At 61.9% G+C, this 25,398-nt stretch carries 21 protein-coding genes and 2 tRNA genes; 13 read left to right on the top strand and 10 right to left on the bottom strand.

What is annotated here, in order from left to right; all coding sequences use genetic code 11:
* The first annotated feature begins 63 nt into the window (after nt 1-63).
* Nucleotides 64-972: a recombination-associated protein RdgC gene (locus PCO31010_RS03290; RefSeq protein ID WP_150662960.1), complete on the top strand. Its 909-nt coding sequence runs from the start codon at nt 64-66 to the stop codon at nt 970-972.
* A gap of 137 nt (nt 973-1,109) precedes the next feature.
* Here PCO31010_RS03290 and PCO31010_RS03285 read toward each other — a convergent pair whose 3' ends face one another.
* Nucleotides 1,110-1,826, bottom strand: a complete 717-nt coding sequence (locus tag PCO31010_RS03285) for an SDR family oxidoreductase (protein WP_150662959.1) — start codon at nt 1,824-1,826, stop codon at nt 1,110-1,112.
* Nucleotides 1,827-2,032: 206 nt separating this feature from the next.
* Here PCO31010_RS03285 and PCO31010_RS03280 point away from each other — a divergent pair, with 206 nt between their 5' ends.
* Entirely contained in the window at nt 2,033-2,659 is a 627-nt protein-coding gene (locus PCO31010_RS03280; RefSeq protein ID WP_150662958.1) for a TetR/AcrR family transcriptional regulator, read from the top strand.
* Between the two features lie 28 nt (nt 2,660-2,687).
* Here PCO31010_RS03280 and PCO31010_RS03275 read toward each other — a convergent pair whose 3' ends face one another.
* Nucleotides 2,688-3,593, bottom strand: a complete 906-nt coding sequence (locus PCO31010_RS03275; RefSeq protein WP_150662957.1) for a LysR family transcriptional regulator — start codon at nt 3,591-3,593, stop codon at nt 2,688-2,690.
* A 163-nt stretch (nt 3,594-3,756) separates the two neighbouring features.
* Between PCO31010_RS03275 and PCO31010_RS03270 the strand changes: the two genes are divergently transcribed.
* Nucleotides 3,757-4,470, top strand: coding sequence for an SDR family oxidoreductase (locus tag PCO31010_RS03270; RefSeq protein WP_150662956.1), 714 nt, complete (start codon nt 3,757-3,759; stop codon nt 4,468-4,470).
* A 447-nt stretch (nt 4,471-4,917) separates the two neighbouring features.
* Here PCO31010_RS03270 and PCO31010_RS03265 read toward each other — a convergent pair whose 3' ends face one another.
* Nucleotides 4,918-5,106: a hypothetical protein gene (locus PCO31010_RS03265; RefSeq protein WP_039397952.1), complete on the bottom strand. Its 189-nt coding sequence runs from the start codon at nt 5,104-5,106 to the stop codon at nt 4,918-4,920.
* Between the two features lie 360 nt (nt 5,107-5,466).
* Here PCO31010_RS03265 and minC point away from each other — a divergent pair, with 360 nt between their 5' ends.
* The 3 genes from minC to minE are packed head-to-tail and all read left to right on the top strand — an operon-like array spanning nt 5,467 to nt 7,360.
* The gene (gene minC / locus PCO31010_RS03260) at nt 5,467-6,237 is read left to right on the top strand and encodes a septum site-determining protein MinC (protein WP_150663486.1); all 771 of its coding nucleotides are present in this window, start codon (nt 5,467-5,469) and stop codon (nt 6,235-6,237) included.
* Nucleotides 6,238-6,280: 43 nt separating this feature from the next.
* Nucleotides 6,281-7,096, top strand: coding sequence for a septum site-determining protein MinD (minD, locus tag PCO31010_RS03255; RefSeq protein WP_039397956.1), 816 nt, complete (start codon nt 6,281-6,283; stop codon nt 7,094-7,096).
* 9 nt (nt 7,097-7,105) lie between these two features.
* Nucleotides 7,106-7,360 carry a cell division topological specificity factor MinE gene (gene minE, locus PCO31010_RS03250; protein ID WP_039397958.1) on the top strand — a complete coding sequence of 85 codons (255 nt, stop codon included), beginning with the start codon at nt 7,106-7,108 and terminating at the stop codon, nt 7,358-7,360.
* A gap of 133 nt (nt 7,361-7,493) precedes the next feature.
* Here the strand turns inward: minE and PCO31010_RS03245 are convergent, their stop codons facing one another.
* From PCO31010_RS03245 to PCO31010_RS03215, 7 genes are all read right to left on the bottom strand, one after another.
* A complete protein-coding gene (locus tag PCO31010_RS03245; protein WP_246184422.1) occupies nt 7,494-8,417 on the bottom strand; it encodes a DUF1571 domain-containing protein in 924 nt (307 codons plus the stop codon).
* Between the two features lie 44 nt (nt 8,418-8,461).
* Nucleotides 8,462-10,177: an AMP-binding protein gene (locus tag PCO31010_RS03240; RefSeq protein WP_150662955.1), complete on the bottom strand. Its 1,716-nt coding sequence runs from the start codon at nt 10,175-10,177 to the stop codon at nt 8,462-8,464.
* Between the two features lie 166 nt (nt 10,178-10,343).
* Nucleotides 10,344-11,663, bottom strand: a complete 1,320-nt coding sequence (locus PCO31010_RS03235) for an acetyl-CoA C-acetyltransferase (RefSeq protein ID WP_150662954.1) — start codon at nt 11,661-11,663, stop codon at nt 10,344-10,346.
* Nucleotides 11,660-12,667, bottom strand: coding sequence for a MaoC family dehydratase (locus tag PCO31010_RS03230; RefSeq protein WP_150662953.1), 1,008 nt, complete (start codon nt 12,665-12,667; stop codon nt 11,660-11,662). Before PCO31010_RS03230 ends, PCO31010_RS03235 begins: the two co-directional genes overlap by 4 nt.
* 2 nt (nt 12,668-12,669) lie before the next feature.
* Nucleotides 12,670-14,112 (bottom strand): 3-oxoacyl-ACP reductase, encoded by a 1,443-nt coding sequence (locus tag PCO31010_RS03225; protein ID WP_150662952.1) that lies wholly within the window; start codon nt 14,110-14,112, stop codon nt 12,670-12,672.
* Between the two features lie 75 nt (nt 14,113-14,187).
* Nucleotides 14,188-16,686 (bottom strand): acyl-CoA dehydrogenase, encoded by a 2,499-nt coding sequence (locus tag PCO31010_RS03220; protein WP_425495003.1) that lies wholly within the window; start codon nt 16,684-16,686, stop codon nt 14,188-14,190.
* 343 nt (nt 16,687-17,029) lie between these two features.
* Entirely contained in the window at nt 17,030-17,854 is an 825-nt protein-coding gene (locus PCO31010_RS03215; RefSeq protein WP_150662950.1) for a TetR/AcrR family transcriptional regulator, read from the bottom strand.
* A gap of 454 nt (nt 17,855-18,308) precedes the next feature.
* On the opposite strand from PCO31010_RS03215, the gene tig reads away from it, so the two are divergent.
* The 7 genes from tig (at nt 18,309) to PCO31010_RS03180 (ending at nt 25,348) form a co-directional block, all read left to right on the top strand.
* The gene (tig, locus tag PCO31010_RS03210; RefSeq protein WP_150662949.1) at nt 18,309-19,649 is read left to right on the top strand and encodes a trigger factor; all 1,341 of its coding nucleotides are present in this window, start codon (nt 18,309-18,311) and stop codon (nt 19,647-19,649) included.
* 125 nt (nt 19,650-19,774) lie between these two features.
* Entirely contained in the window at nt 19,775-20,428 is a 654-nt protein-coding gene (gene clpP, locus PCO31010_RS03205; protein ID WP_150663484.1) for an ATP-dependent Clp endopeptidase proteolytic subunit ClpP, read from the top strand.
* Nucleotides 20,429-20,664: 236 nt separating this feature from the next.
* Nucleotides 20,665-21,945 carry an ATP-dependent Clp protease ATP-binding subunit ClpX gene (gene clpX / locus PCO31010_RS03200; protein WP_039397970.1) on the top strand — a complete coding sequence of 427 codons (1,281 nt, stop codon included), beginning with the start codon at nt 20,665-20,667 and terminating at the stop codon, nt 21,943-21,945.
* 194 nt (nt 21,946-22,139) lie between these two features.
* Nucleotides 22,140-24,560 carry an endopeptidase La gene (lon, locus tag PCO31010_RS03195; protein ID WP_150662948.1) on the top strand — a complete coding sequence of 807 codons (2,421 nt, stop codon included), beginning with the start codon at nt 22,140-22,142 and terminating at the stop codon, nt 24,558-24,560.
* A 265-nt stretch (nt 24,561-24,825) separates the two neighbouring features.
* A complete protein-coding gene (locus PCO31010_RS03190; protein ID WP_484549327.1) occupies nt 24,826-25,128 on the top strand; it encodes an HU family DNA-binding protein in 303 nt (100 codons plus the stop codon).
* 53 nt (nt 25,129-25,181) lie between these two features.
* A tRNA-Val gene (locus tag PCO31010_RS03185) sits at nt 25,182-25,257 on the top strand.
* A gap of 14 nt (nt 25,258-25,271) precedes the next feature.
* Nucleotides 25,272-25,348, top strand: a tRNA-Asp gene (locus tag PCO31010_RS03180).
* The last annotated feature ends 50 nt before the right edge of the window (nt 25,349-25,398 follow it).

Below are 25,398 nucleotides of genomic sequence, written 5' to 3'. Positions count from 1 at the left end.
GCGCACTTCGCTGCACCTCGGCACACTGGTAAAATCCATGCTTTTGATTTTGCGGTGATGCCGATGTGGTTCAAGAATCTTCAGTTGCACAGAATTCCTGCCGGTTGGTCCATGAGCGTCGCGCAAATGGAAGAGGCGCTCGAGAAGCACGCCTTCCGTGAGGGCGGCAGCCTCGAAATGCAGGTGCAGGGCTGGGCGCCGCCGCGCGAGGGCGGCGAGCTCGTGCACAGCATCAATCGTCAGTTCCTGCTGGCCTACCGGGCCGAAAAGAAGCTGCTGCCGACGACCGTCGTCAATCAGGTGACGCGCGCCAAGGCCGCCGAGCTTGAAGAGCAGCAAGGCTTCAAGCCGGGGCGCAAGCAGATGCGCGAACTCAAGGAGCAGGTCACGGACGAGTTGCTGCCGCGTGCGTTCGGCATTCGTCGCGACACGCGCGTGTGGATCGATCCGGTCAATCGCTGGCTGGTCATCGACGCCGCGTCGCCCGCCAAGGCCGACGAAGTGCGCAGCCTGCTGCTCAAGACGCTGGACATCATCCTCGAGAACGTCGAACTCAACGAAGCACCCGTGTCCGTGATGACGTCGTGGCTGGCGGGCAATGAAGCGCCGGGCGGCTTCACCGTCGATCAGGACGTGGAACTGCGCTCGAACACCGACGAGAAGGCGGCCGTACGCTACGTGGCTCACCCGCTCGACGGCGCGGATGTGCGTCAGCACATCGAAGCTGGCAAGCGCTGCACGAAGCTGGCGATGACGTGGAACGACCGCATCTCGTTCGTGCTGACCGACGCGTTCATCATCAAGCGCATTACGCCGCTCGACATCATCAAGGACGCTGCCGACCCGACCGCGGAAGGCGAAGCCGAGAAGTTCGATGCCGACGTCGCGCTCATGACCGGCGAACTCGCCCGCATGCTCGACGATCTGATCGAAGCCGTGGGTGGCGAGCGTCAGATGGACAAGGCGGCCTGAGCTGGCTGAACGGGAGCGTTGGTGAGCCTTGGTGAGCCTTGGTGCTCGCCTGTGGCTCACGCAAGACAAAATGTCGCGATACCTGAACGGGTGTCGCGGCATTTTTATTGGCAAGTGCGTAATCTCGTGAGACCGCTTCAGGACTGCGCTTCGGCTTCCAGATCGATCAGATACACGCCCTGCGACAATCCTTGTTTGACCTGGCGCGTGGCGTCATCCACGCTCACTTCCAAAGCGCCCGCCTCGATGGCCTCGTAAGCCTGACGCACGACGTCGGACGGTGCGCTCTTTTCGGCGTCGATGCCGCTCGTGAGATCGGTGTCGATGTAGCCCGCGTGCAGGCCGATCACCTGTGTGTTCTGGGCGCTCAGTTCGCGGCGGACACCGTTCGTCAGCGACCACGCCGCCGACTTGGTAATGGCATATTCGGGAATGTTGCTCGACGTGATCCAGCTCACAATCGACAGCACGTTGAGCAGTGCACCGCCGCCATTGTTGCCAAGGATAGGGGCGAATGCCTGCGTCATGGCCAGCACGCCGAACAGGTTGGTTTCGAGCGTTTCGCGAAGCAGCTCGGCGGCACCCGGCTTGGTCAAGCCTTGGGTCGGACGAGCGATCCCGGCGTTGTTGATGAGCAGGGTCACGTCGCCCGCGAGTCGTGCCGCGGCAGCGACGTCATCCGGGTTATTGACGTCGAGCTTGACGGGAATTACGCCCGGCAGCGTCACCTTCGAGGGATCGCGCGACCCTGCGTAGACCTTCTTCGCGCCGAGCGCCAGCGCCTGTTTGGCAAATTCGAGGCCCAGGCCACGGTTGGCGCCAGTCACGAACACAACCGCATCTTTGATCTTCATTTCACCGCTCCAGCTAGGTAATTGGGCCGCGCCAGTCAGGTGGACGGCGTACGGTTTCGGCTATACTTCATGACAATTGTGATCGACATCGTCATTTGCGATGCATTGTGCCGACTCTGCCAGGCTGATGTCAATGGTGATCGACATTGTCTTTTTTGATCAGTCCGATAGCGGCGATTGCGCCGTCGACGGACGAGGAGCGGTAGATGGGTATTTCCAGAGAGCAGGCTGCAGAGAACCGCGAGGCGATCGTCAGCGCGGCCGACCGGCTGTTTCGCGAGCGTGGCGTCGATGCGGTCGGGCTGACGGCGTTGATGAAGGAGGCCGGTTTCACGCAGGGTGGCTTCTATAACCATTTCAAGTCGAAGGATGCGCTCGTCTCGGCCGTGATGGCGCGAGCGATGGCCGCCAACGAAGTGCGAATGGCGCAAGGCATGGGGGAGGCGTCGGCCTTTGCCGCGTCGGGCGATCGAGCCGTCCCGTCGAAGGTCGGCGTCGAGCAGTATTTGTCGACTGTGCATCGTGACGATGTGGCTTGCGGTTGCCCGGTGGCCGGGTTCGCTGGCGACGTCCCACGCATTGGCGAGGAGGCGCAGGCGTGTTACGCGAAGGGGCTGGCGGCGTCGCTCGAACGGATGACGGCGGCAGGCGTTGCCCGAGGGCTGACGCAGGAACAGGCGACGCACAATGCCATGGCGCGATTCTCACAGATGGTCGGCTCGTTGATCCTGTCGCGTGCGGTGGTCGGTGCCGACCCGGCGCTTTCCGAGGCATTGCTCGCGGCAGGGCGTCAGGCGATTGAAGCGTCCGACGCGGGACGCGCGAACGGCTGAGCGCCGGGGCGCGATGACGTCGTGCTCGTCAATCCTGTGACCAGCGCCACGTCGCGCGCAACTGGTCGCGCAGGAAGTCGATGAACACCCGCGTGCGCGGCGCAACATGACGGCTGTGCGGGTACACAGCGTGCAGTGGCGCGGCCGGAATCCGAAGTGACGGGAGCACGCGTGCCAAGCGTCCCGTCTGGATATCGTCGCCGACGTCAAAGATCGATTTCTGTGTGATGCCTGCGCCATGCAGCGCGAGTTCGTGAGCAGTGTCGCCGTCGTCCACGACGTAGGTATCCGGCACTTGTACACGCAATGTTTCGGATTGCGATACGAATCGCCAATCGCCATGTGGCGAGTTGCCAAACAGAATGCAGTCGTGCTGCCGCAGATCGCCGACGTCCCTGGGCGTTCCGCGTCGTTCCAGATACTCGGGCGACGCAACAAGCACGCGGTAATTGGGGGCCAGCTCCTGCGCGACAAGACTCGAATCGGGCAGGGTGCCGACGCGAATCGCCACGTCGATGCCGTGCGCGACCAGATCGACCCACAGATCGCTCAGCGACAGATGCACCTTCACGTCGGGATGCCGCTCACGAAACGCGACGAGCAACGGCGTGAGATGACGGCGGCCGAACGCGCGCGGTGCGCTGATGCGTAGCACCCCGCCAACCGTACCCGCCTGCCGTGTCATCAGCCGCTCGGTCTCGGCAATCTCCGCCAGAATCCGCTGGCAACAAGCATGGAACACCTGTCCTTCTTCGGTGAGCGCCTGTTTGCGCGTGGTGCGGTTGAGCAGCCGCACGCCGAGGCGTTGCTCCAGCAGCCCGAGCCGTTTGCTCACGACGGCGAGTGACAAGCCCAGCTCGCGCGCGGCTGCCGACATGCTGCCGGTGGTGACAACTCGGTCGAAGAGTGTGAGATCCAGTGTCTGGTCGATCATCGGGACGGGATTGTCAATAATTTGAAGAGAGTGATTCAGTTCTTCGCGGGATTATCGTCCTGAGCGACGAGGATCACAATAGCCTCATGACGTTGCTTCCGAGTTGCGACGTCACGGTTGTCTTCCCCGTCCGATTTCATCGATCTCATTCTGGAGTTACACCATGTTCAATTTCGAAGGCCAGCGCGTGCTGGTGATTGGCGGCAGTTCCGGCATTGGCCGTGCCGCCGCACAGGCGTTTGCCAAGGCAGGGGCGGCCGTCACGATCGCCTCGCGCAGTCAGGCGAAGCTTGACGAAGCGCTGACGACCATCGGCAGTACGGCGCGCGCGGTCGTGCTCGACACTGGCGACGTGGCTGCGGTCGAACGATTCTTCGCCGACCATGCGCCGTGGCAACACGTTGTGATCTCGGCGGCGCAAACGCCGACCGGTCAGGTGCGCAAGCTCTCCCTTGACGACGCGCACGCGGCGTTTGATAGCAAGTTCTGGGGGACGTATCACGTGGCAAAGTACGCGCGCATCGAGGACGGTGGGTCGCTCACGCTGACGTCGGGGTATCTGAGCGTGCGGCCGAACACGTCGTCGGTGGTGCAGGGAGCGATCAACGCGGCGGTGGAAGCGTTGGGGCGGGGGCTGGCGCTGGAGTTGTCGCCGGTTCGCGTCAACACGGTGTCGCCGGGGCTGACTGCCACGCCACTGTGGAACAAGCTTTCCGAAGCCGACCGCGAAGCGATGTATCGCAACGCAGCGGAGCGTCTGCCGGCACGTCGTGTCGTCGCGGCGGAAGATGTGGCAAATACCATCCTGTATCTCGCCGGTACACCGAGCGCGACAGGCTCCACGGTGCTGATCGACGCGGGCGGCGCTATCGCCTGAGGCTCCCCGATCGGGCCTGTGCCGCTCGCTAAAATGCTGCGCCGCCACATCCTCCCGGCCCCGAACTTGCGTTCTTTTTGATGTCACGCAAACGCGGTATACCCGAATCACTTTCGGGTACCTATTTCGATAGGGATTGCCTAGAATGAAGTCGTGCCATCCCGTGACATCGAAGAAAGGAGGCCACTATGCTGACAGGGAGCTTGATTGGGACGTTGGTGATAGCGCTGGTCGTAGGCGCGGCAGTGGCCTGGCTGGCAAATCGCAACTGGTGCCGGGAGCATCCGGCGGCGCGCCATACGTGGCGACGCCACCGTCGTGACGTCCGGCACGGTTGAGTCGTGTCGAGAGGTTCGGGCGAATCGACGAATCGCCCGGACAAATGAAAAGCCCGCCTTCCGGCGGGCTTTTTTGCGACTACAGACACCTCTACAACTGGCTGGGCGCTCAGGCAACGGCCTGAAGGAAGTACTTGCCCTGAACAGTCAGGCGGGGTGACTTCGCTCCCGTCTCCAACTCTTCCCACTCGATCAGTTTGCTCTCAAGCAACGATTCGAGGTCAGGGCGATCCAGCTCCACTTGCTCCGGAGCATCCTTCACCAGCATCAGGGTGGCAAATTCATGATGACTCAGCATCTTCGTCTCCCGGTTTGCGGTTCCACAGGGGGTCCCTCGTCAGGGACTTTAAGGATAGGTCACGAAAAAGACGCTTGCGCGACAAAATTCGTACTTTCGATGCTGCTCTGCAGCACTTCTCGTGTTGGACTTTCCCAGGCAGAGAATAGGCTTTGCTGATGACATTGGCATGTCAATCGTCTAGCATTCGCAACGCAATAAACGTATTCAAAATGCACCATGCTGCTGCGCTGCGGCAATGGTGTTTTTTTGGCAATTTGCGGGGGTGCCCGGGGGTTGCCCTGCTTATTAGCGGTTTGCTGGAGGTCAAGGGACGGTAGAATGGCCCAATTTGCCAGCAATCGCGCACAACAACCTGACATGCCGCAAAAGAAAACGCCGTACTTCGAGTTACGTAGTGGTGCCGTAGACACCCTGCATTTCGTAGTCAAGACGCCTCAACTGGACACCTTGCGCACCGAACTGGCGCAACGTTTCGAAGCGACCCCGGAGTTTTTTGCCGGCGACACCGTCGCCATCGACGTACGGCGTTTGACCGGCGACGAACGCGTCGCTGTGCCTGCGTTGGCCGAAATGCTGGCGGAATTCCGCATGAAGCCGATCGGGGTCGTCGCCAACACCGAACAAGCGGGTTGGGCGGTGGCCGACGGTCTGCCGCTTCTGGACAGTCATGAGCGCCACGAGCGCCGTGCGCCGCGCGCGGCACGCGAGGCCAACGATGCCGAGTCAGCGTCGCAGGCAAGCGCCGAGGCCGCGTCGGTGGCGTCTGCACAGGCGGTTCCCGAGGCATCTTCCATCCCCTCGACCATCATCGACAAGCCGTTGCGTTCGGGTCAGCAGGTCTATGCGAAGGGCGACCTGATCATCCTCGATCTCGTCAGTTATGGGGCCGAGGTGATCGCGGAAGGTAATATTCACATTTACGCGCCGCTGCGGGGGCGGGCACTTGCAGGGGTGAAGGGCAAGCTCGATGCGCGCATCTTCTGTACCTGTCTTGAGCCCGAGCTGATTTCCATCGCCGGTATTTACCGGACTGGCGAATATGCGCTGCCGCCCGATGTTCAGGGGCGTTCGGTGCAGGTGCGGCTGGTAGACGACAAACTGATTTTCGAGCCCCTCGGGCTCAAGTAATTCGTAGCTAATTTCATCCTCAAGTTTGGGAAGGCATCGACAGATGGCAAAAGTGATTGTGGTGACCTCTGGCAAGGGTGGTGTCGGCAAGACGACGACCAGCGCCAGCTTTTCCGCCGGCCTCGCCTTGCAGGGGCACAAGACGGCAGTCATCGATTTCGACGTCGGCCTGCGCAATCTCGACCTCATCATGGGTTGCGAGCGCCGCGTGGTGTACGACCTGATCAATGTGATCCAGGGCGAAGCCAACCTCAATCAGGCGCTCATCAAGGACAAGTCCTGCGAGAACCTGTTCATCCTCCCCGCCTCGCAAACGCGTGACAAAGATGCACTCACGCAAGCGGGCGTCGAGAAGGTCATCAAGGACCTGACCGACATGGGTTTCGAATACATCGTGTGCGATTCGCCGGCCGGTATCGAATCGGGTGCGTTGCTCGCGATGCACTTCGCCGACGAAGCGCTCGTGGTGACGAACCCGGAAGTGTCGTCGGTCCGTGACTCGGATCGCATTCTGGGCATTCTGTCGTCGAAGACGAAGCGTGCCATCGATGGCAGTGAGCCGATCAAGGAGCATCTGCTTATCACCCGTTACAACCCGAAGCGTGTCAACGATGGCCAGATGCTGTCGCTGGAAGACATTCAGGAAATTCTGCGAATCAAGCTCATCGGCGTGATTCCGGAATCGGAGTCCGTGCTCCATGCCTCGAACCAGGGCACGCCCGCTATCCATCTGGATGGCACGGACGTGGCCGACGCGTATCGCGACGTGGTAAGCCGATTCAAGGGCGAAGACAAGCCCATGCGCTTTACCGACTATCAAAAGCCGGGCCTGTTGCAGCGCATTTTCGGCTCGAAGTAAGGAGCGCCCATGTCCTTCCTGTCTTTCCTCCTGGGGGAGAAGAAAAAGACCGCCGCCGTTGCCAAAGAGCGCCTGCAGATCATTCTGGCGCACGAACGCACGGGCTCGTCGCCGCCGGCCGATTACCTGCCGGCTCTGCAACGCGAGCTGGTCGCTGTCATCTCCAAGTACGTGAAAATCGCGCAAGACGACATCAAGGTCAGCGTCGAGCATCAGGACAACCTGGAAGTGCTCGAAGTGAAGATCGAACTGCCGCAGACCTGAACGGTCGATGTGGTCGGGCAGCTTCTGTGTAAGTTGTCGGCGTCTGAAGAGCGAGTAAACGAAAAGCCCGCCACCCTCGATGCAGGGTGGCGGGCTTTCGTCGTGCTCGTGGCGTGTGTTGACTGACGCCGTGTCAGAACTTGTAGTCGGGGTTCTTCGGGTCGAAAGTGGCGTCGGTCCACTGTTCCTTGCGCACCTTCTCGAAGCGCATTTCCTCGACCTTCTGCCCGGCGGCGTCCCACGCTTCGATACCTCGCGGTCTGCCCGTCTTCAGATCGAGCAACACGCGCGACTTGTTGGCATAGTGCTGTGGTGGCCCGGACGGGGCCTCCCATTCCAGTGCCAGCGCGCGAACGCCATTCGATTCGGATACCGAAATTTTTGCTGGCTTCTCGGAGAGTCCGGCGGCGCGAAAGCTCTTGCCGTCGTGTGCAATCTGATCGGCGATGAAGGCGAAACCGAGATCGCGCACCGTGTGATTCGATTGTGAGCGGGCGAGCGAGCCGTCGATGCTGCTCCAGATCGACGTGAAGCCGAGGATGCCGCCAAGGTGTCCGTACATCTCCTTGGGGCGTTTCGTCTCGTCATAGATGATTTCCTGGCCGGCATGCGCGCCGTCAGGCTGCCATTTCGCGTAGATCTGCAACGGGTTCTCGCGAATCTTCACGAGCATGCGGTCAGGCGTGGTCTGCCATTGATTGTTGATGCGCTCGTGACGCGTCAGCTCGTACTGATACTCCGGCAATGCAGAAGCCTCGGCTTTCAGAAAACGTACAAGCGCTTCCGGCTGGATGGCCTGCATGCTGGCGACGATCTGCTCGTCGGGCATCTTCGCCAGTTCGCCGCTCTTGATCGTGCGCGCGAGCCACTGCGTTTGTGCTGCGACGGGCAGGGCGGCGAGCTTCGCCGTGTCGGCGTCCGGGGCGGAGGTAGAAGTGGCAGTGGATGCGGCGGGGGCGCTCGCCTGCGCGAGCGCGGTGGATGCGGCCAGCACGCCCGCGAGCGCACTGACAGTCATTGCTACGGGCAGCATGGCCAGCGTCAATGTCATTCTCATATTGTTATCTCCCTTTATCTCCATGTGGTGCTGTGGGTCTCTCGCTACCTCCTTGAGACCGGATCGCGCAGCTCGCGCCGCAGGATCTTGCCGACCGTCGACTTGGGTAGTTCGCCCTGACGGAATTCGATGATGCGCGGCACCTTATACGCCGTGAGATGCTTGCGGCAGTGCGCGGCAATGGCTTCGATTGTGAGCGTCGGGTCCTTGGCGATGAGCACAAGCTTCACTCGCTCGCCAGCCACCGGATCGGGCACGCCGACCACAGCCGCTTCGCGCACGCCGGGGTGGAGCATCACCACGTCCTCGATTTCGTTCGGATAGACGTTGAAACCCGACACGAGAATCATGTCCTTCTTGCGGTCGATGAGCCTCACATAACCGCGCGCGTCCATGACGCCGATGTCGCCGGTCATCAGCCAGCCATCGGCGTCGAACGTTTTGGCCGTCTCTTCGGGACGATTCCAGTAGCCGCGCATGACCTGCGGTCCGCGCACGCACAACTCGCCCGGCTCGCCGATGGGTGCCCACGTGCCATCGTCACGCTTGAAGCGCACATCGGTCGACGGCGCGGGCAGGCCGATGGAGCCGGAGAAGTCGACGGCATCCATGTGCGCGATGTCCACGGGGTTCATCGTGACGATGGGCGAGCATTCGGTGAGACCGTAGCCTTCGATGATCGGCTTGCCCGTGACCTGCTTCCATCGCTCGGCAATCGCGCGTTGCGTTGCCATGCCGCCAGCGAGCGACAGTTTCAGTCTGGAGAAGTCGCGTGCGCGGAAGTCCGCGTTCTCGAGCAGGCCGTTGAACAGGGTATTGACGCCTGTCACCCCCGTGAAGGTTTCGTTGCGAATGATGTAGACGACCTTTTTCACGTCGCGTGGATTCGCAATCAGAATGTTGCGTCCACCCAGACTCATGAACACCAGACAGTTCAACGTCAGCGAGAGGATGTGATACATCGGCAGCAGCGACAGATTGACTTCGATGTCGCCGTCGAGCTGATCGGCTGCCCACGCCTCCGTTTGCAGCAGATTGGCCAGCACGTTGCCGTGCGAGAGCATGGCGCCCTTGGCAACGCCCGTTGTCCCGCCGGTGTATTGGAGAAAGGCGAGGTCTTCGCGCACGAGCGGCACCGGCGTGGCCTTCAGCCTTGCGCCGCTCGCAAGCGCCTGACGAAGCGCCATCGCCTGCGGCAAGCGATACGGCGGCACTTGCTTGGCGATGTGCCGCATGAGGAAGTTAACGGCACGTCCCTTGACGTTCGCTCCGGGCTGGAGCAAATCGCCGATCTGCGTCACGAGTATGTTGCGCACCTGGGTGCCCGGTAGCGCTTCCTCCAGCGTTTTTGCGAAGTTCTCGAAGACGACGATGGTCTGCGCGCCGCTGTCCTGCAACTGGTGCTTCAGCTCGCGTGCCGTGTACAGCGGGTTGACGTTGACGACCACAGCACCGGCAATGAGCGTGCCGAACAGGCAGATCGGATACTGGAAGCAGTTGGGCATCATCAGCGCGACGCGCTCGCCCTTCTTCACGCCCCGGGCTTGCAGCCACGCAGCGAAGGCATGGGCCTGACGGGACACCTCGCCATACGTGATCTCACTGCCGAGACTCACGAAGGCGATGCGGTCGCGGTACTTCTCGATCCATTCGTCGAACGCCTGCACGAGCGATGCATAGCGATTGACGTCGATGTCGGCAGGTACCCCGGGAGGGTAGGCACTGAGCCACACGCGTTCCTGCTGAACGGCTTGATCCATCGTTGTCTCCGTTGAAGTTTTCTGCATTTTTATGCGCCGCCATGATCGCGATGCGGCCGATCTGTCGTCGGCTCGCCGTCGTTCGCCCGGCGGCGTTTGCAACTTCCCCTGTGTGGCTTCGCTCGTTGTTTTTTGCTGCTTTGTAGCGGCTTTGTGGCTGTTGTGTTTATCGTTCCAGCATCGCGACGACACCCTGACCGCCGGCCGCGCAGATCGAGATGAGGCCACGGCCGCCGCCGCGCTGGGACAACAGCTTGGCGAGCGTGGCGAGAATGCGCCCGCCGGTGGCGGCGAACGGATGCCCGCAAGCGAGCGAGCTGCCGTTCACGTTCAGACGCTGACGGTCGATGCTGCCCAGCGGCGCGGCCAGTCCCAGCTTGTCGCGGCAGTACGCGGGGTCTTCCCAAGCCTTCAGCGTGCAAAGCACTTGCGCGGCGAAGGCCTCGTGAATTTCGTAGAAATCGAAGTCCTGCAATGTGAGTCCCGCCTGCGCGAGCATGCGCGGCACCGCATAGGCCGGGGCCATCAGCAAGCCCTCACGCTGCGATTCGTCCGGATTGAAGAAGTCGACGGCCGCCGTTTGTGAGTACGTGAGATAGGCGAGCACCGGATGGTTGTGCGCTTTCGCCCAGTCTTCGCTCGCGAGCAGCACGCACGACGCGCCATCGGTCAGTGGCGTGGAGTTGCCTGCCGTGAGTGTTCCTGTAGCGCTACGATCGAACACCGGCTTGAGGCTGGCGAGCTTCTCCAGCGTGAGATCGGGACGCAGGTTGTTGTCGCGTTGCAGGCCGCGAAACGGTGTCATCAGATCGAGGAAAAAGCCGCGCTCGTACGCTTGCGCCAGATGTTCGTGACTGGCGAGCGTGAGCGTGTCCTGCGCGGCGCGCTCGATTTCCCAGCGCTTTGCCATCAACTCGCAATGCTCGCCCATCGAGAGGCCTGTGCGCGGCTCGCCGTTGCGGGGTAGCGCCGGGTTGAACAACATGCCGGGGCGTACCTTCGCCAGCGCGCCGAGCTTGCCGCCGGTGCTGCGCTGACGGTTCGCTTCGAGAAGGATCTTGCGCAGCTTCTCGTTGACGCCGATGGGCGCGTCCGACGCCGTGTCGACGCCACCGGCAATCGCCACGTCGATCTGACCGAGTGCGATCTTGTTGCCGGTGAGGATCGCTGTCTCAAGACCCGTGCCGCAGGCCTGCTGGACATCGTAGGCAGGCGTTTGCGGGGCGAGCGTGGTCGACAGTACCGACTCGCGCGTGAGGTTGAAGTCGCGGGCGTGCTTGAGCACTGCGCCCGCCGCGACTTCGCCGAGCGTCTGGCCGTGCAGATCGAAGCGGTCGATGAGGCCCTGGAACGCGGCCGTGAGCATGTCCTGATTCGATGCGGTGGCGTAGGCCGTGTTCGAGCGCGCGAACGGAATGCGATTGCCGCCGAGGATAGCGACGCGGCGCAAGGCGGGGGCGGGCGCAGTGGGTTTGAGGGCGCTCATGGCTGGTCCGGGAAATGGGTTTGAGAGGAAGACGAAGGCGAAGTGGGCCGGGTCGAAGACGCGCCGCCAATGGCTTGCCAGCGTCCGCGCAGATGCGGGACGGTGCCTGCGGCGTCGCGCAGTTCGAAATGTTGCACATTCGGCTGCACATGCGGTTGTGCGGGCGGCGCACGCCAGAAGGTGACGTCGCCGGGTAGCAGCACAGGTGTCTTGAATTCCACCAGCAGATCGACCGGACCGGAGGCGCTTACGTCGTCCGGCAGCACGGCTGCGAGCGTTCGCGCGAAGCTCCACATCCCGTGAATGATGGGGCGCGCAAAACCGAACAGCTTCGCCGTGAGCGGCCACAAATGAATCGGGTTGTAGTCGCCCGAGATGCGCGCATATTGGCGTCCAAGGTCCGCCGGGACCGGCCATATCGCTGCTTTTGTCAGTGACGGATCGGCGCTTAACTGTGCCTGATAGGGAGCGCCGAGTGCGTCGCGCACGCCGGTGCGCAGGTACAGACTCTCGCCGATCCACACGACGATGTCGTCGCGACGGGCCGTCGTGACCACCGTGAACACCTGTCCTTTGTCGTGTGCGGACAGCGGGCCGCACCGCACATCCAACGTCAGGCGTTCGCCCACGTTCAGCGTCGCAAACTGCCGGATCCGGTTCGCCAGATGCACCATGCCGAGCATGGCGAACGGGAAAGCGCGGTTTGTCATCAGCAGCATGTGAAGCGGGAAGGCGAGCAGATGCGGCCACGTGGGCGGCACGCCTGTGGTCTGAGCGAAGCCGCACAGCCGTGCGTAGCGGGCGATGTCTTCGCCGTCCAGTGGCACGTTGCGTCGCTCGAAAGCCAGCGGCGGCATCGGCTGCGCGCGGGCCGGTTTGCGCGAGGTCATCAGTGCGCGCAAATACAGATGCAGGGGCGACGGCAGATATGTGACTTGCTTCAGTTGTGTGGCGACGGCGATGTTCGGACTGTCGGATGGATCATGCGGTCGGTCGTTCGGCATCGTCATGCTCCGAGCAGGCTCTGGCCGCACACGCGCACGACCTGTCCGGTCAGCGCGCCCGAGGCCGGATGGGCGAGCCACGCGATGGCTTCGGCCACGTCGACAGGCTGGCCACCCTGTCCGAGCGAGTTCATGCGGCGTCCGGCTTCGCGAATGGCGAACGGAACCGCTGCGGTCATTTGCGTCTCGATAAAGCCGGGCGCGACGGCATTGATGCTGATATGACGCGCTGCGAGCAATGGTGACCACGCCTCGACCATCCCGATGACGGCAGCCTTCGATGCGGCGTAATTGGTCTGCCCGCGATTGCCTGCAATGCCACTGATGGAAGCGACGCCGACGATCCGGCTGTTTGCGCGCAGCACACCGGCGTCGAGCAACGCGGCATTGAGACGCTGGGGTGCGCCGACGTTGATGTCGAGCACGCTCTGCCATTGCGCATCGGTCATGCGAACAATCGTTTTGTCGCGCGTGATGCCAGCGTTATGTACGAGGATGTCCAGACCGTGCGGCGCGCGCGTCGCGAGATGCGCCATCAGTGTGGCTGCGGCCTCCGGCGAAGCGATATCGCACGTGAGGGCGCTACCGTCGAGGCGCGTGGCGACGGTGGTCAGCGCGTCTTGCGCGGACGGGATGTCGACGCACACGACATGCGCACCGTCGCGCGCCAGGACGGTCGCGATGGACTCGCCGATGCCGCGTGCCGCACCTGTCACCACGGCGACCTGTCCGGCGAGCGGACGGGTGTCGCGCATGGGCGGTGTTTCGAAGACAGGCGCGTGAAGTGTGATCGCCTGACCGCTCACATACGCGGCGCGAGGTGAGAGGAAGAATCGCAACGTGGAGTGCAGCGACTCGCGGGCATCGGGGGCGACGTAAAGCAATTGCGCCGTTGCGCCACGTTTGAGCTCCTTGGCCAGCGAGCGCACGAAGCCCTCCAGCGCGCGCTGCGCGATGCTCGCCTGCGGCGTGGCGGCCATCGACGGCGGCAGGCCGAGCACGAGCACGCGAGCGCATCGATCGAGCGTTGCCAGCGTGTCGTGGAAGAACGCGTAAAGCGACTCAAGTCCTGAGGTGTCGGCAATACCGCTCGCGTCGAACAGTAATGCTTTGGGACGCACGCCTTCGTTCGCGTTGAACCGTCCGCTCATCGTGCCCGCCTTGTTGGCGTACGAAATCCAATCGAGCCGATCCGCATGAGCAAGGCTCGGGATGCCGAGCCAATGTAGTTCGCGGGCGAGACCGGGCAGCAATGGCGCATCGCCCGCGCCGCCGACGACGGCCAGCGGTGGCGCAACGAGACGTGCTTCGGCGCCATTGTCGCCATCGTCGCCATAGTCCGGCATGCGCTCGAGCGGCACCGGGCGTGGCAGGCCCAGCGCGCTGGCCAGGCGGCTGCCCACGGCGGAGTTGGCAAAGGCAAGGTATCGGTCGGACGTCGTCACGGCGCGGAAATCCTCAAAGTGTTCTGGCGAAAAATTGATAACAGTTGGCAGCGTCGGCAGCGGTGGCGGCCGGACTCACGACGTGAGTGCTTCGTCCGCCGGGGTCTGACGCCGGGCCTGTTGCATGTCGCTGGCGCGCCCGAAGTCGGCCGGAAAGTCGTCGACCGCCACGGCCTTCGCCGCGTAATCGGCGTACTGCGCCAGCAGGCGGCGCTCGTCGTCGCTTACCAGTTGCAGCGTCGCCGCATGGTCCACCCAGGCAGTGAACTCGGGCAGGCTCTGCGGCATGGCCGCCAGACGCCCCTCCTTGATCGCGGTGCGCAGACGTTGCTCGATCACGGTGACCTGCGGCGTCATCTGGAAGACGATTTCGCCGTAAGCCAGATCGTCGACGTCAGGGCTCGGCGAGTAGCTGCCAGCGATGAGGCGCTCGCGGGCGTCGCCCGGCGTTTGCATCACCTCGGCCACGCGGGCGGCCAGCGCATCCGACGGCTTGGCGTACGGCAGACCGAGCGGCATCAGCTTCCAACGCATCCACCACGCAACGCCCCGCGACGGATAGTTCGCCAGCACGCCCTCGAAGGCCTCGCGCGCTTGCCAAAGGGCATCCTGCGCAGCCCAATGCACCAGCGGCAGGTCGGCAACGGGACGGCCTTCGTCCTCGAAGCGCTTGAGCGTCGCGGTCAGAAGGAAGAGTTGGGAAAGAATGTCGCCGAGGCGTCCCGTAATGCTCTCGCGACGCTTGAGCGAGCCGCCGAGCACCGCCATCGAAATGTCGGCTGCGATGGCGAGCAGCGTCGACATGCGGTTCGCGGCGCGGTAGTAGGCGTGCAGTTCGGGCGCGGCCTTCGAAGGCACGGCGGAGAAGCGCGCATGCGTGATGCCTTGCAGCGCGCCGCGCACGATGTTGCTCGTGACGAACGTCAGGTGGCCGAAGAGGGCGTCGTCGAAGGCGCACACGGCGGCAGTGTGGTCGGTCGTCTGCGCGGCAGCCAGCTCCTTAAGCACATACGGATGGCAGCGGATCGCACCCTGACCGAAGATCATCAGGCAGCGCGTCATGATGTTCGCGCCTTCCACGGTGATCGACACAGGAATCTGCTGGTAGGCGCGGGCAAGGAAGTTGTTTGGGCCCATGCAGATGCCCTTGCCAGCGACGACGTCCATGCCGTCGTTCACCACCTTGCGAGCGCGTTCGGTCACGTGGTACTTCGCGATGGCCGAGATGACCGAGGGCTTTTCGCCGAGGTCGACGGCCAATGCCGCCATGCGACGCGCAGCGTCCATCGCGTAGAGGTTGCCGGCCATGCGCGCGAGCGCTTCCTGTACCCCTTCGAACTTGCCGATCGGCGTGCGGAACTGGCGACGCACGGCCGCATACGCGCCGGTCGCGCGCACGGCGATCTTCGAGTAACCGACGTTCGACGACGGCAACGAAATCGCGCGGCCTGCGGCGAGACATTCCATCAGCATCCGCCAGCCCTTGCCCACTTGTGCCTGTCCACCGATCACCCAGTCGAGCGGGATGAAGACGTCTTTGCCGGAGTTCGGGCCGTTCTGGAAGACGGCGTTCAGCGGCCAGTGACGACGGCCGATCACGACGCCCGGGTGCTTCGTGGGAATCAGCGCGCAGGTAATGCCGGGTTCGGCGTCGTCGCCCAGCAGATGGTCGGGGTCGAGCGCGCGGAACGCCAGGCCGAGCACCGTGGCGATAGGGCCTAGTGTGATGTAGCGCTTGTTCCAGGTGACGCGAAAACCAAGGGTCTCGCGGCCCTCATGCATGCCGCGGCAGACAATGCCTATGTCCGGAATGGCGGCGGCGTCCGAGCCCGCATAGGGACTCGTCAGCGCAAAGCAGGGGATTTCTTCGCCCTTGGCGAGGCGGGGGAGATAGTAGTTCTTCTGGTCTTCGGTGCCGTAGTGCAACAGCAGTTCGGCCGGACCGAGCGAGTTCGGCACCATCACTGAAACAGCCGCAGCGGAACAGCGGGACGCCAGCTTCATCACCACTTGCGAGTGTGCGTAGGCGGAGAATTCGAGGCCGCCGTAACGCTTCGGAATGATCATGCCGAGAAAGCCTGCATCCTTTGCGTATTGCCAGGCCTTGGGCGGCAGGTCCTGCCAGACCTGCGTGCTTTCCCAGTCGTTCGACAGATCGCAAAGATGCTCGACCTGATTGTCCATGAATGCCTGCTCGTCGGCCGACAGGGCGGGAGCAGGCATAGCGCTGAATTTGTCCCAGTCGGGGCGGCCGGAGAACAGGTCGGCGTCCCACCAGACGGTACCGGCTTCAATCGCATCTTTTTCGGTATCCGACATTTCCGGCATGATCGACCGGAACTTGGCGAGCATCGGCGCAGTGACCCACGCGCGGCGTAGCGGGCCGATGCTGAGAATCAACGCGGGAAGGATGAGTACGACGGCGAGAATCGCTGTCGCGACCGTTCCCGTCAGTCCGAGCGAGATGCCTGCGCCCACCCACAGGACGGTGGCGATCAGCCATTGCCAGGCGTGTGCACGGTAGAAAAGCAGGGCTGTGACGCCCACGACAAACGCGAGAATCCATAAGGCCATCATTTTTCTCCTCCCTTCGGGTTCAGCTCCCCGGTCGGTGCCAGATGGCCCCGCGCGCCCCGAGGGGCGAACGCAGCGCCGGAGCTGTCGTCCTCGTGCCGTCTGTCGATCTTCGCTGGCGTTGTGCGCAGTGGGATTCGGTGACGGCGTTGTTGTTGGATCGTTCGGCGACGCAATGGTGCGCCGGGAATTCGAGTAAAGCGTCGAAACGTGAAACCATCACGCGATGGAAAGCCGACGGCCGTCCAGCGCGGGTTACGCGGTAGTCGGATGATGCGGCAAGCGCGAGGTGCGTTGGCCTGCGCGGCCCTTTGTCCGGCCGCGTAGTTGGCGAATTTTTACGTCAGACGTTCGCGAGCGAACGGTCGCTGGCGCTCGATTCCGGGCCGCCCTCGTGAGTCCGAGATTCAGTGTGCCCGGACGCTTGTCCGGCTTCGCGCGGCGGGGTGACGTCGGCGTCTTTCGCCAGCGCGAAAACGGCAGCGAAGCTCGCCAGTTGCTCGTCGCCCGGCATCGGGGCCTTGAGCGCGGCCACCATGAGTGCCGTCAGGCGTGCCACGACTTGCAGGTCGCCCATCGGCTGTCCCTGTGCGAACGTGTCGATCAGGCGGGAGGTGTCGCTGCTGGCGAGCACGCCGGACAACGCCTGCAACGCGAAGTGCAGACGCCAGCCCAATTCCTGACGCGGCAACTCCGGCAACGCGCGTGCGAAGGCTTCAAAGAAGCGCTCGAAAACCGGGGCGTAATGCTGTTGCAGATAGTCGCGGATGAAGGGCGAGGGGTCGGCGTAGACGCGTCCTAGCAACCGCAGGAATGCGGGGCCGCCGATGTCCCGATGATGGGAGATAGCGAGGGCCGGGATGAACATGGCACCCAGCACGTGTTCGCACGTCAGCTTCGGGGCTGGCCACGTGGCCTCGGCACGCGTGAGCAGGGCGAGGCGTTCGTCGTTTAGCCGGTCCAGCCGGCGCGAGAGCATCGCCTGGAGCAACGTTTCCTTACTGCCGAAGTGATAGTTGACGGCCGCCAGATTGACCTCGGCGCGCGAGGTGATCTGGCGCAGGGACATGGCTTCATAGCCGAATTCGATGAACAGGTCTTCTGCCGCATCGAGAATGCGCAGTTTGGTGTCGCCAGCTTGACGGCCGGCCGAGACGCGAGGACTCACGACGAACCTCCTGTGTTTTTCGGGGACGGACCCAGGGACGGATGGCACAACACTGCACCATCCTCAGGAACCGATGTTTCATTCAAACGTTCGATTGAATCCTAGGCGTTAAGCGGACGTCTCCCAAGCGCTTTTTGTGGGTGTCGTCCTCTAATCTGCGTTTGGGGCAGCGGCTGCCGGGGGTCACGTTTTTCGGGACGGCGAACTTCGGGGAAGGTGGAAAGGTCTGATTTCGGTGCTTTCCAGCCGGAAAGTCTGGAGGCGGGACAATAGTTTGCTAAAATGTTCCGCTTTGTGTGCAAGACCGTTTTGGCGCTAACCCGATTCGTCGGGTGCGGAGGGAAGCCGGCGTCGCATCGTCGGTTCCGGCCCAAGGTTGATTAACTGACAGGGTCCGCTTGCGGCATTCCCTCGCCGCAACACAGAACGACCCTCTGGATGGACGAATATCCTCATGACTATCGCTGTTGAAAACCTCGGCAAGCTCGAGCGTCGCTTTACCATCACCCTGCTCAAGCAGGACGTCGAAAAAGAAGTCGCGACGCGCATTCAGCGACTGTCGAAGACGGTTCGCATGCCGGGCTTCCGTCCGGGCAAGGTGCCCCTGAAGATGGTCACCCAGCAGTACGGTGGTCAGGTCGAAGCCGAAGTCGTCAGCGACAAGGTTGGCCAGCAATTCTTCGAAGTCAGCAAGGACCAGGACCTGCGTGTGGCCGGTCAGCCGCGTTTCGCGCCGAAGGCCGACGCCGCCGAGACCGAATACGCTTTCGACGCCACGTTCGAAATCTATCCGGAAGTGAAGATCGGCGATCTGGCCACGGCCGAAGTCAGCCGCACCACGACCGACGTCTCGGAAGCCGAAATCGATCGCACCCTCGACATCCTGCGCAAGCAGCGCGTGCACTACCACGTGCGCGGTGAAGCCGGCGCCCACGGCGACGGCGGCTCGGTCGAAGCCAAGGACGGCGACCGCGTGACGGTCGACTTCGTCGGCAAGATCGACGGTGAAGTGTTCGCAGGCGGCAGCGCCGAAGACTTCGTGTTCGTGCTGGGCGAAGGCCGCATGCTCCCGGAATTCGAAAAGGCAACGCTGGGCCTGAAGGTCGGCGAAGCGAAGGAATTCGAACTCAAGTTCCCGGACGAGTACCACGGCAAGGAAGTGGCCGGTAAGACCGCCACGTTCACCGTCACGCTCAAGAAGGTCGAGTGGGCGCACCTGCCGGAAGTCGACGGCGAATTCGCCAAGTCGCTCGGCATCGCCGACGGCAGCATCGAAAAGATGCGCGCCGACATCAAGGAAAACCTGTCGCGCGAAGTGAAGCGTCGCACGCAGGCGCTCCTCAAGGATCAGGTCATGAACGCCCTGATCTCGGTGTCGGAACTCGACGTGCCGAACGCGCTGATCGAACAGGATCAGGAACGCCTCGTGGCGATGGCCCGCCAGGACCTCGCACAGCGTGGCGTGCCGAACGCCGGCAACGTGCCGATCCCGGCTGAAATGTTCAAGGAACAAGCCGAGCGTCGCGTGAAGCTGGGTCTGATCCTTGCCGAGCTGGTCAAGCAAAACGACCTGCAAGCCAAGCCGGACCAGATCAAGGCCGAAGTCGAAGAGTTCGCGAAGAGCTACGAAGACCCGCAAGAAGTCGTCCGCTGGTACTATGGCGATCAGCAGCGCATGGCGGAAATGGAAGGTTTCGTCGTCGAGAACAACGTGGTCGAGTTCGTCCTTGGCAAGGCCAAGGTGACCGACAAGCAAGTTAGCTTTGAAGAGCTGGCTGGCAACACGCAATCCTAATCGGCGCGATACGACCGACTGAACCGCCGCGGCCGCAAGGCCGTGGCGGTTCTTTTCCAAATGGCCTTCGGGCTTCCTCCTTGCGGCGCGCAAAACCATCTCGATAGAAGGGTCGAACCGATATGATTACCCGTTCCGAATTGCTCGCCCAACTCGCCTCCCAGACGCACAACTCCGCCCTCGAAACGCAAGGCCTTGGCCTCGTGCCGATGGTCGTCGAGCAAAGTGGTCGTGGTGAGCGCGCTTACGATATTTATTCGCGACTCCTCAAAGAGCGCATCATTTTCATGGTTGGCGAGGTCAACGACCAGAGCGCCAACCTCGTCGTCGCCCAATTGCTGTTCCTCGAGAGCGAAAATCCGGACAAGGAAATCTCGATGTACATCAATTCGCCGGGCGGTTCCGTCTCGGCAGGCCTGGCGATTTACGACACGATGCAGTTCGTCAAGCCGGCGGTCTCGACGCTGTGCCTCGGTATGGCTGCGAGCATGGGCGCTTTCCTGCTGGCCGCCGGTGAGAAGGGCAAGCGTTTTGCTCTGCCGAACGCACGCATCATGATTCACCAGCCGCTGGGCGGTGCGCGTGGTCAGGCGTCGGACATCGAGATTCACGCCAAGGAAATCCTCCTGCTCAAGGACCGGTTGAATCGTCTGCTCGCTGAGAACACCGGGCAGTCGCTCGAAGTGATCGCACGCGATACCGACCGAGACAACTTCAAGTCCGCCGCCGACGCCGTCGAGTACGGTTTGATCGATCGCGTGCTCGAAAAGCGTCCCTGATTCGGACCCGAAGACGGGGCGCCTGACGGCAAAATCGTTGGCGCGACACCTGGCATTTTCGATTCGGGAAGCTGGGTGATCGCGCCAAGTGTTTGTCGTTAAAGGGAATTTAAGGCTGTCGCGAGTGGGCCACACGCTCGTACAGCATGGCGTTACAATGGGATTCACGTATGCCGCGTTTGCCGCCCCCGGCGGGGGACGACCGGGGCGCAAATTGCTAGCAGGCTGACACAGATATGGTGGATAAAAAAAGCACTTCCAACGGCGAAAAGCTGCTCTACTGCTCCTTCTGCGGAAAGAGCCAGCACGAGGTCAAGAAGCTCATCGCAGGTCCGTCCGTATTCATTTGCGACGAGTGCATTGATCTGTGCAATGAGATTATTCGCGACGAGGCCGCAGCGGCCGAAGACGAGAGCGGCAGCGGCGCCAAGTCCGATCTGCCGTCCCCGCAGGAAATTCGCGAGAGTCTCGATCAGTATGTGATCGGTCAGGACCGGGCCAAGAAGATTCTGGCGGTTGCGGTCTATAACCATTACAAGCGATTGAAGCACCTCGGCGACAAGCGCGACGAGGTCGAACTTTCCAAGAGCAACATCCTGCTGATCGGGCCGACCGGCTCGGGCAAGACGCTGCTCGCGCAGACGCTCGCGCGTCTGCTCAACGTGCCTTTCGTGATTGCCGACGCCACCACGCTGACCGAAGCCGGTTATGTGGGTGAAGACGTCGAAAACATCATCCAGAAGCTCCTGCAGAACTGCAATTACGAGATCGAGCAGGCGCAGAAGGGCATTGTCTACATCGACGAAATCGACAAGATCAGCCGTAAGTCGGACAACCCGTCGATTACGCGCGACGTGTCGGGCGAAGGCGTGCAGCAGGCGCTGCTCAAGCTGGTCGAAGGCACGATGGCGTCGGTGCCGCCGCAGGGCGGTCGCAAGCATCCGAACCAGGATTTCATCCAGGTCGACACGACGAACATCCTCTTCATTTGCGGCGGCGCGTTCGATGGTCTCGAAAAGATCATCATGAACCGTACGGAAAAGACGGGGATTGGTTTTGGCGCGACGGTCAAGACGGGCGAAGAGCGGGACGCAGGCGAATTGCTGCGCGACGTCGAACCCGAGGATCTGATCAAGTTCGGTCTTATTCCGGAACTGATTGGTCGTCTGCCGGTGGTTGCCACGTTGGGTAAGCTTGACGAAGACGCGCTGGTCACGATCCTGATCGAGCCGAAGAACGCGCTGGTTAAACAGTATCAACGTCTGTTCTTGATGGAAGGCGTCGAGCTGGAGATTCGCCCGGCCGCCATGCATGCCGTGGCGCGCAAGGCGATCAAGCGCAAGACGGGTGCGCGCGGCCTGCGTTCGATCATCGAACAGGCCTTGCTGGAAGTCATGTACGAGTTGCCGTCGCTTAAGGGCGTGACCAAGGTCATCCTTGATGAAAACGCCATCAGTGGCGACGGAAAGCCGCTTTTGATCTATCAGGAGTCGCCCAAGGTTGCCGGCTCCAATTGAACGGTCAACTTAGCGCTACCCCAAGCCGTTCATGGAAACATGGACGGCTTTTTTTCCTTCATACTAGTGCCACGGGCAATGAAACCCCGAGTGGTGCAACTTGTTGGCGAAAGGGCTTTTCCAGCCTCTTGTAATTCTCGCCGGCGGCCTCAATTAGCTGGAACACAACGGTATCGTTAAATATGGGGAACGAGATGTCAGGCACCCAAATCCTCCCGCCCGAAGCGATTCAACTGCCCCTGTTGCCTCTGCGCGACGTGGTCGTGTTTCCGCACATGGTGATTCCCCTTTTCGTGGGGCGTCCGAAATCGATTAAAGCGCTTGAAACCGCGATGGAAGGCGGCAAGCACATCATGCTGGTCGCGCAGAAAGCCGCGGCCAAGGATGAGCCCACGTCCAAGGATCTCTACGAGATCGGCTGCGTGGCGAACATCCTGCAAATGCTCAAACTGCCCGATGGCACCGTCAAGGTGCTCGTCGAAGGGATTCAACGCGCCCGCACCCTGAGTGTGGACGAAGAAGAAACCCAGTTCACGTCGGAAGTCATGCCGCTTGAGCCGGACGACGGCAATTCGCCGGAATCCGAGGCCCTGCGTCGTGCGATCGTGGCGCAGTTCGATCAGTACGTGAAGCTCAACAAGAAGATTCCGCCGGAGATCCTGACGTCGCTGTCGGGCATCGACGAAGCGGGTCGTCTGGCTGACACCATCGCCGCACACCTGCCGCTCAAGCTGGAGCAGAAGCAGAAGATTCTGGAGATGTTCCCGGTCATCGAGCGCCTTGAGCATTTGCTCGCGCAGCTCGAGAGCGAGATCGACATTCTCCAGGTGGAAAAGCGCATTCGTGGCCGCGTAAAGCGCCAGATGGAAAAGAGCCAGCGCGAGTACTACCTGAACGAGCAGGTCAAGGCGATCCAGAAGGAACTGGGTGAAGGCGAAGAGGGTGCGGATCTCGAAGAACTCGAGAAGCGCATCAAGGCAGCGCACCTGCCCAAGGAAGCCAAGAAGAAGGCCGACGCCGAACTCAAGAAGCTCAAGCTGATGTCGCCGATGTCGGCAGAAGCGACTGTCGTGCGCAACTACATCGACACGCTGGTCGGTCTGCCGTGGCGCAAGAAGAGCAAGGTCAATAACGATCTGACGAACGCCGAGAAGGTGCTCGACGAAGACCACTTCGGTCTCGAGAAGGTCAAGGAACGCATCCTTGAGTATCTTGCTGTGCAACAGCGCGTGGACAAGGTCAAGGCGCCGATCCTGTGCCTGGTCGGGCCCCCTGGTGTCGGTAAGACCTCGCTCGGTCAGTCGATTGCGCGTGCCACGAACCGCAAGTTCGTGCGTATGGCGCTGGGCGGCGTGCGTGACGAGGCCGAGATTCGCGGTCACCGTCGCACGTACATCGGTTCGATGCCCGGCAAGATTCTGCAGAGCCTCTCGAAGGTCGCCGTGCGCAACCCGCTGTTCCTGCTCGATGAAGTGGACAAGATGGGCATGGACTTCCGTGGCGACCCGAGCTCGGCGTTGCTCGAAGTGCTCGATCCGGAACAGAACCACACGTTCTCGGACCACTACGTCGAAGTCGACTTCGATCTGTCGGATGTGATGTTCGTGGCGACATCGAACTCGCTGAACATTCCGGCACCGTTGCTCGACCGTATGGAAGTGATCCGTTTGTCGGGTTACACGGAAGACGAGAAGGTCAACATCGCCCAGCGTTATCTGCTGCCGAAGCAGAAGAAGAACAACGGGTTGAAGGAAGGCGAAATCGATCTGACGGAAGCCGCGATTCGCGACATCATTCGTTACTACACGCGTGAAGCGGGTGTGCGTTCGCTTGAGCGTGAAATCTCGAAGATCTGCCGCAAGGTCGTGAAGATGTTGCTGCTCAAGAAGGTCGATGGCTCGTCGATCAAGGTCGATGCCGGCAATCTCGACAACTTCCTCGGCGTGCGCAAGTTCGACTTCGGTCTGGCCATGAAGGAGAACCAGATCGGTCAGGTCACGGGTCTGGCGTGGACGGAAGTCGGTGGCGATCTGCTGACGATCGAGGCGGCGCTGATGCCTGGCAAGGGCAACATTATCCGCACGGGTTCGCTCGGCGACGTGATGAAGGAGTCGGTCGAGGCGGCACGCTCGGTGGTGCGTTCGCGTGCACGTCGTCTCGGCGTGTCCGACGAGCAGTTCGAGAAGAAGGACATCCACATTCACGTGCCCGAAGGCGCGACGCCGAAGGACGGTCCGTCCGCTGGTATCGCGATGACGACGGCGCTCGTGTCGGTGCTCACAGGGATTCCGGTGCGTGCGGATGTGGCGATGACCGGCGAGATCACGCTGCGCGGCGAAGTGTTGCCGATCGGTGGTCTCAAGGAGAAGCTGCTCGCAGCGCATCGCGGTGGCATCAAGCTCGTGTTGATTCCGGAAGAGAACGTGAAGGATCTCGCCGAGATTCCGGATACGGTCAAGAACGCGCTGGAGATCGTGCCGGTGCGCTGGATCGACAAGGTGCTTGAACTCGCACTGGAGCATGCACCGGCGCCGTTGCCGGAAGAAGAAGCCAAGGCAGCGCCTGTGACGCCGAACGCAGACGCGAGCGGCAAGCAGGACGTCATCAAGCACTAAGCGGGTTTCGTCGGGCGATGGATCGCAGTGCGGTCCTAGCCCGATAGAAAAACGTTCAAAAAGCTCGGGGTTTTCCCCCGGGCTTTTTTTATTCACGCAAAGTGCTCGAAAATAACGTCCGGCAAGCACTGATTCAGGAGTGCTTCCGATGCAGTCAGAACGCCGCAAAACGGCTTGACATCAGGGTTTGCGGCTTGTCTAATGGCAAAGCCAGCGGACCTCTCAGATCAATGTCAAGGCGCGCAAAGAGCGCCTCCGCGGCTCAATCGCCTACTATCCTTGCAAGGGGGTTACAGTGAATAAGACGGAACTGATCGAGCACATCTCTGAACAGGCAGATATTTCGAAAGCTGCCGCAGGCCGATCGCTTGACGCATTGGTGGGTGCAGTAAAGAAAGCGCTGAAGAAGGGTGACGACGTGACGCTGGTCGGCTTTGGTACGTTCCATCTCGCCAAGCGCGCCGCTCGTACGGGACGCAATCCGCGCACGGGAGAACCCATCAAGATCAAGGCGGCGAAGGTTCCGAAATTTCGCCCTGGCAAAGATCTCAAAGATGCAGTAAACTAACGAGCTTTCCTGCTTCGGCAGGAGGCAGCAAGAACAAGACTAAAATCGGGAACGGGTGCTTAGCTCAGTTGGTAGAGCGGCGCCCTTACAAGGCGTAGGTCGGGGGTTCGAGCCCCTCAGCACCCACCAGTTCCAGATCTTGGGGAGCGGTAGTTCAGTTGGTTAGAATACCGGCCTGTCACGCCGGGGGTCGCGGGTTCGAGCCCCGTCCGCTCCGCCAAATTGTGAAAAGGCGAACTTCGGTTCGCCTTTTTTGCCATATAGCGTCAT

This window comes from Pandoraea commovens (assembly GCF_902459615.1).
GTDB classification, from domain to species: domain Bacteria; phylum Pseudomonadota; class Gammaproteobacteria; order Burkholderiales; family Burkholderiaceae; genus Pandoraea; species Pandoraea commovens.
The sequence above is the reverse complement of the archived record's forward strand: the minus strand, read 5'-3'. Positions and strand labels throughout refer to the sequence as shown.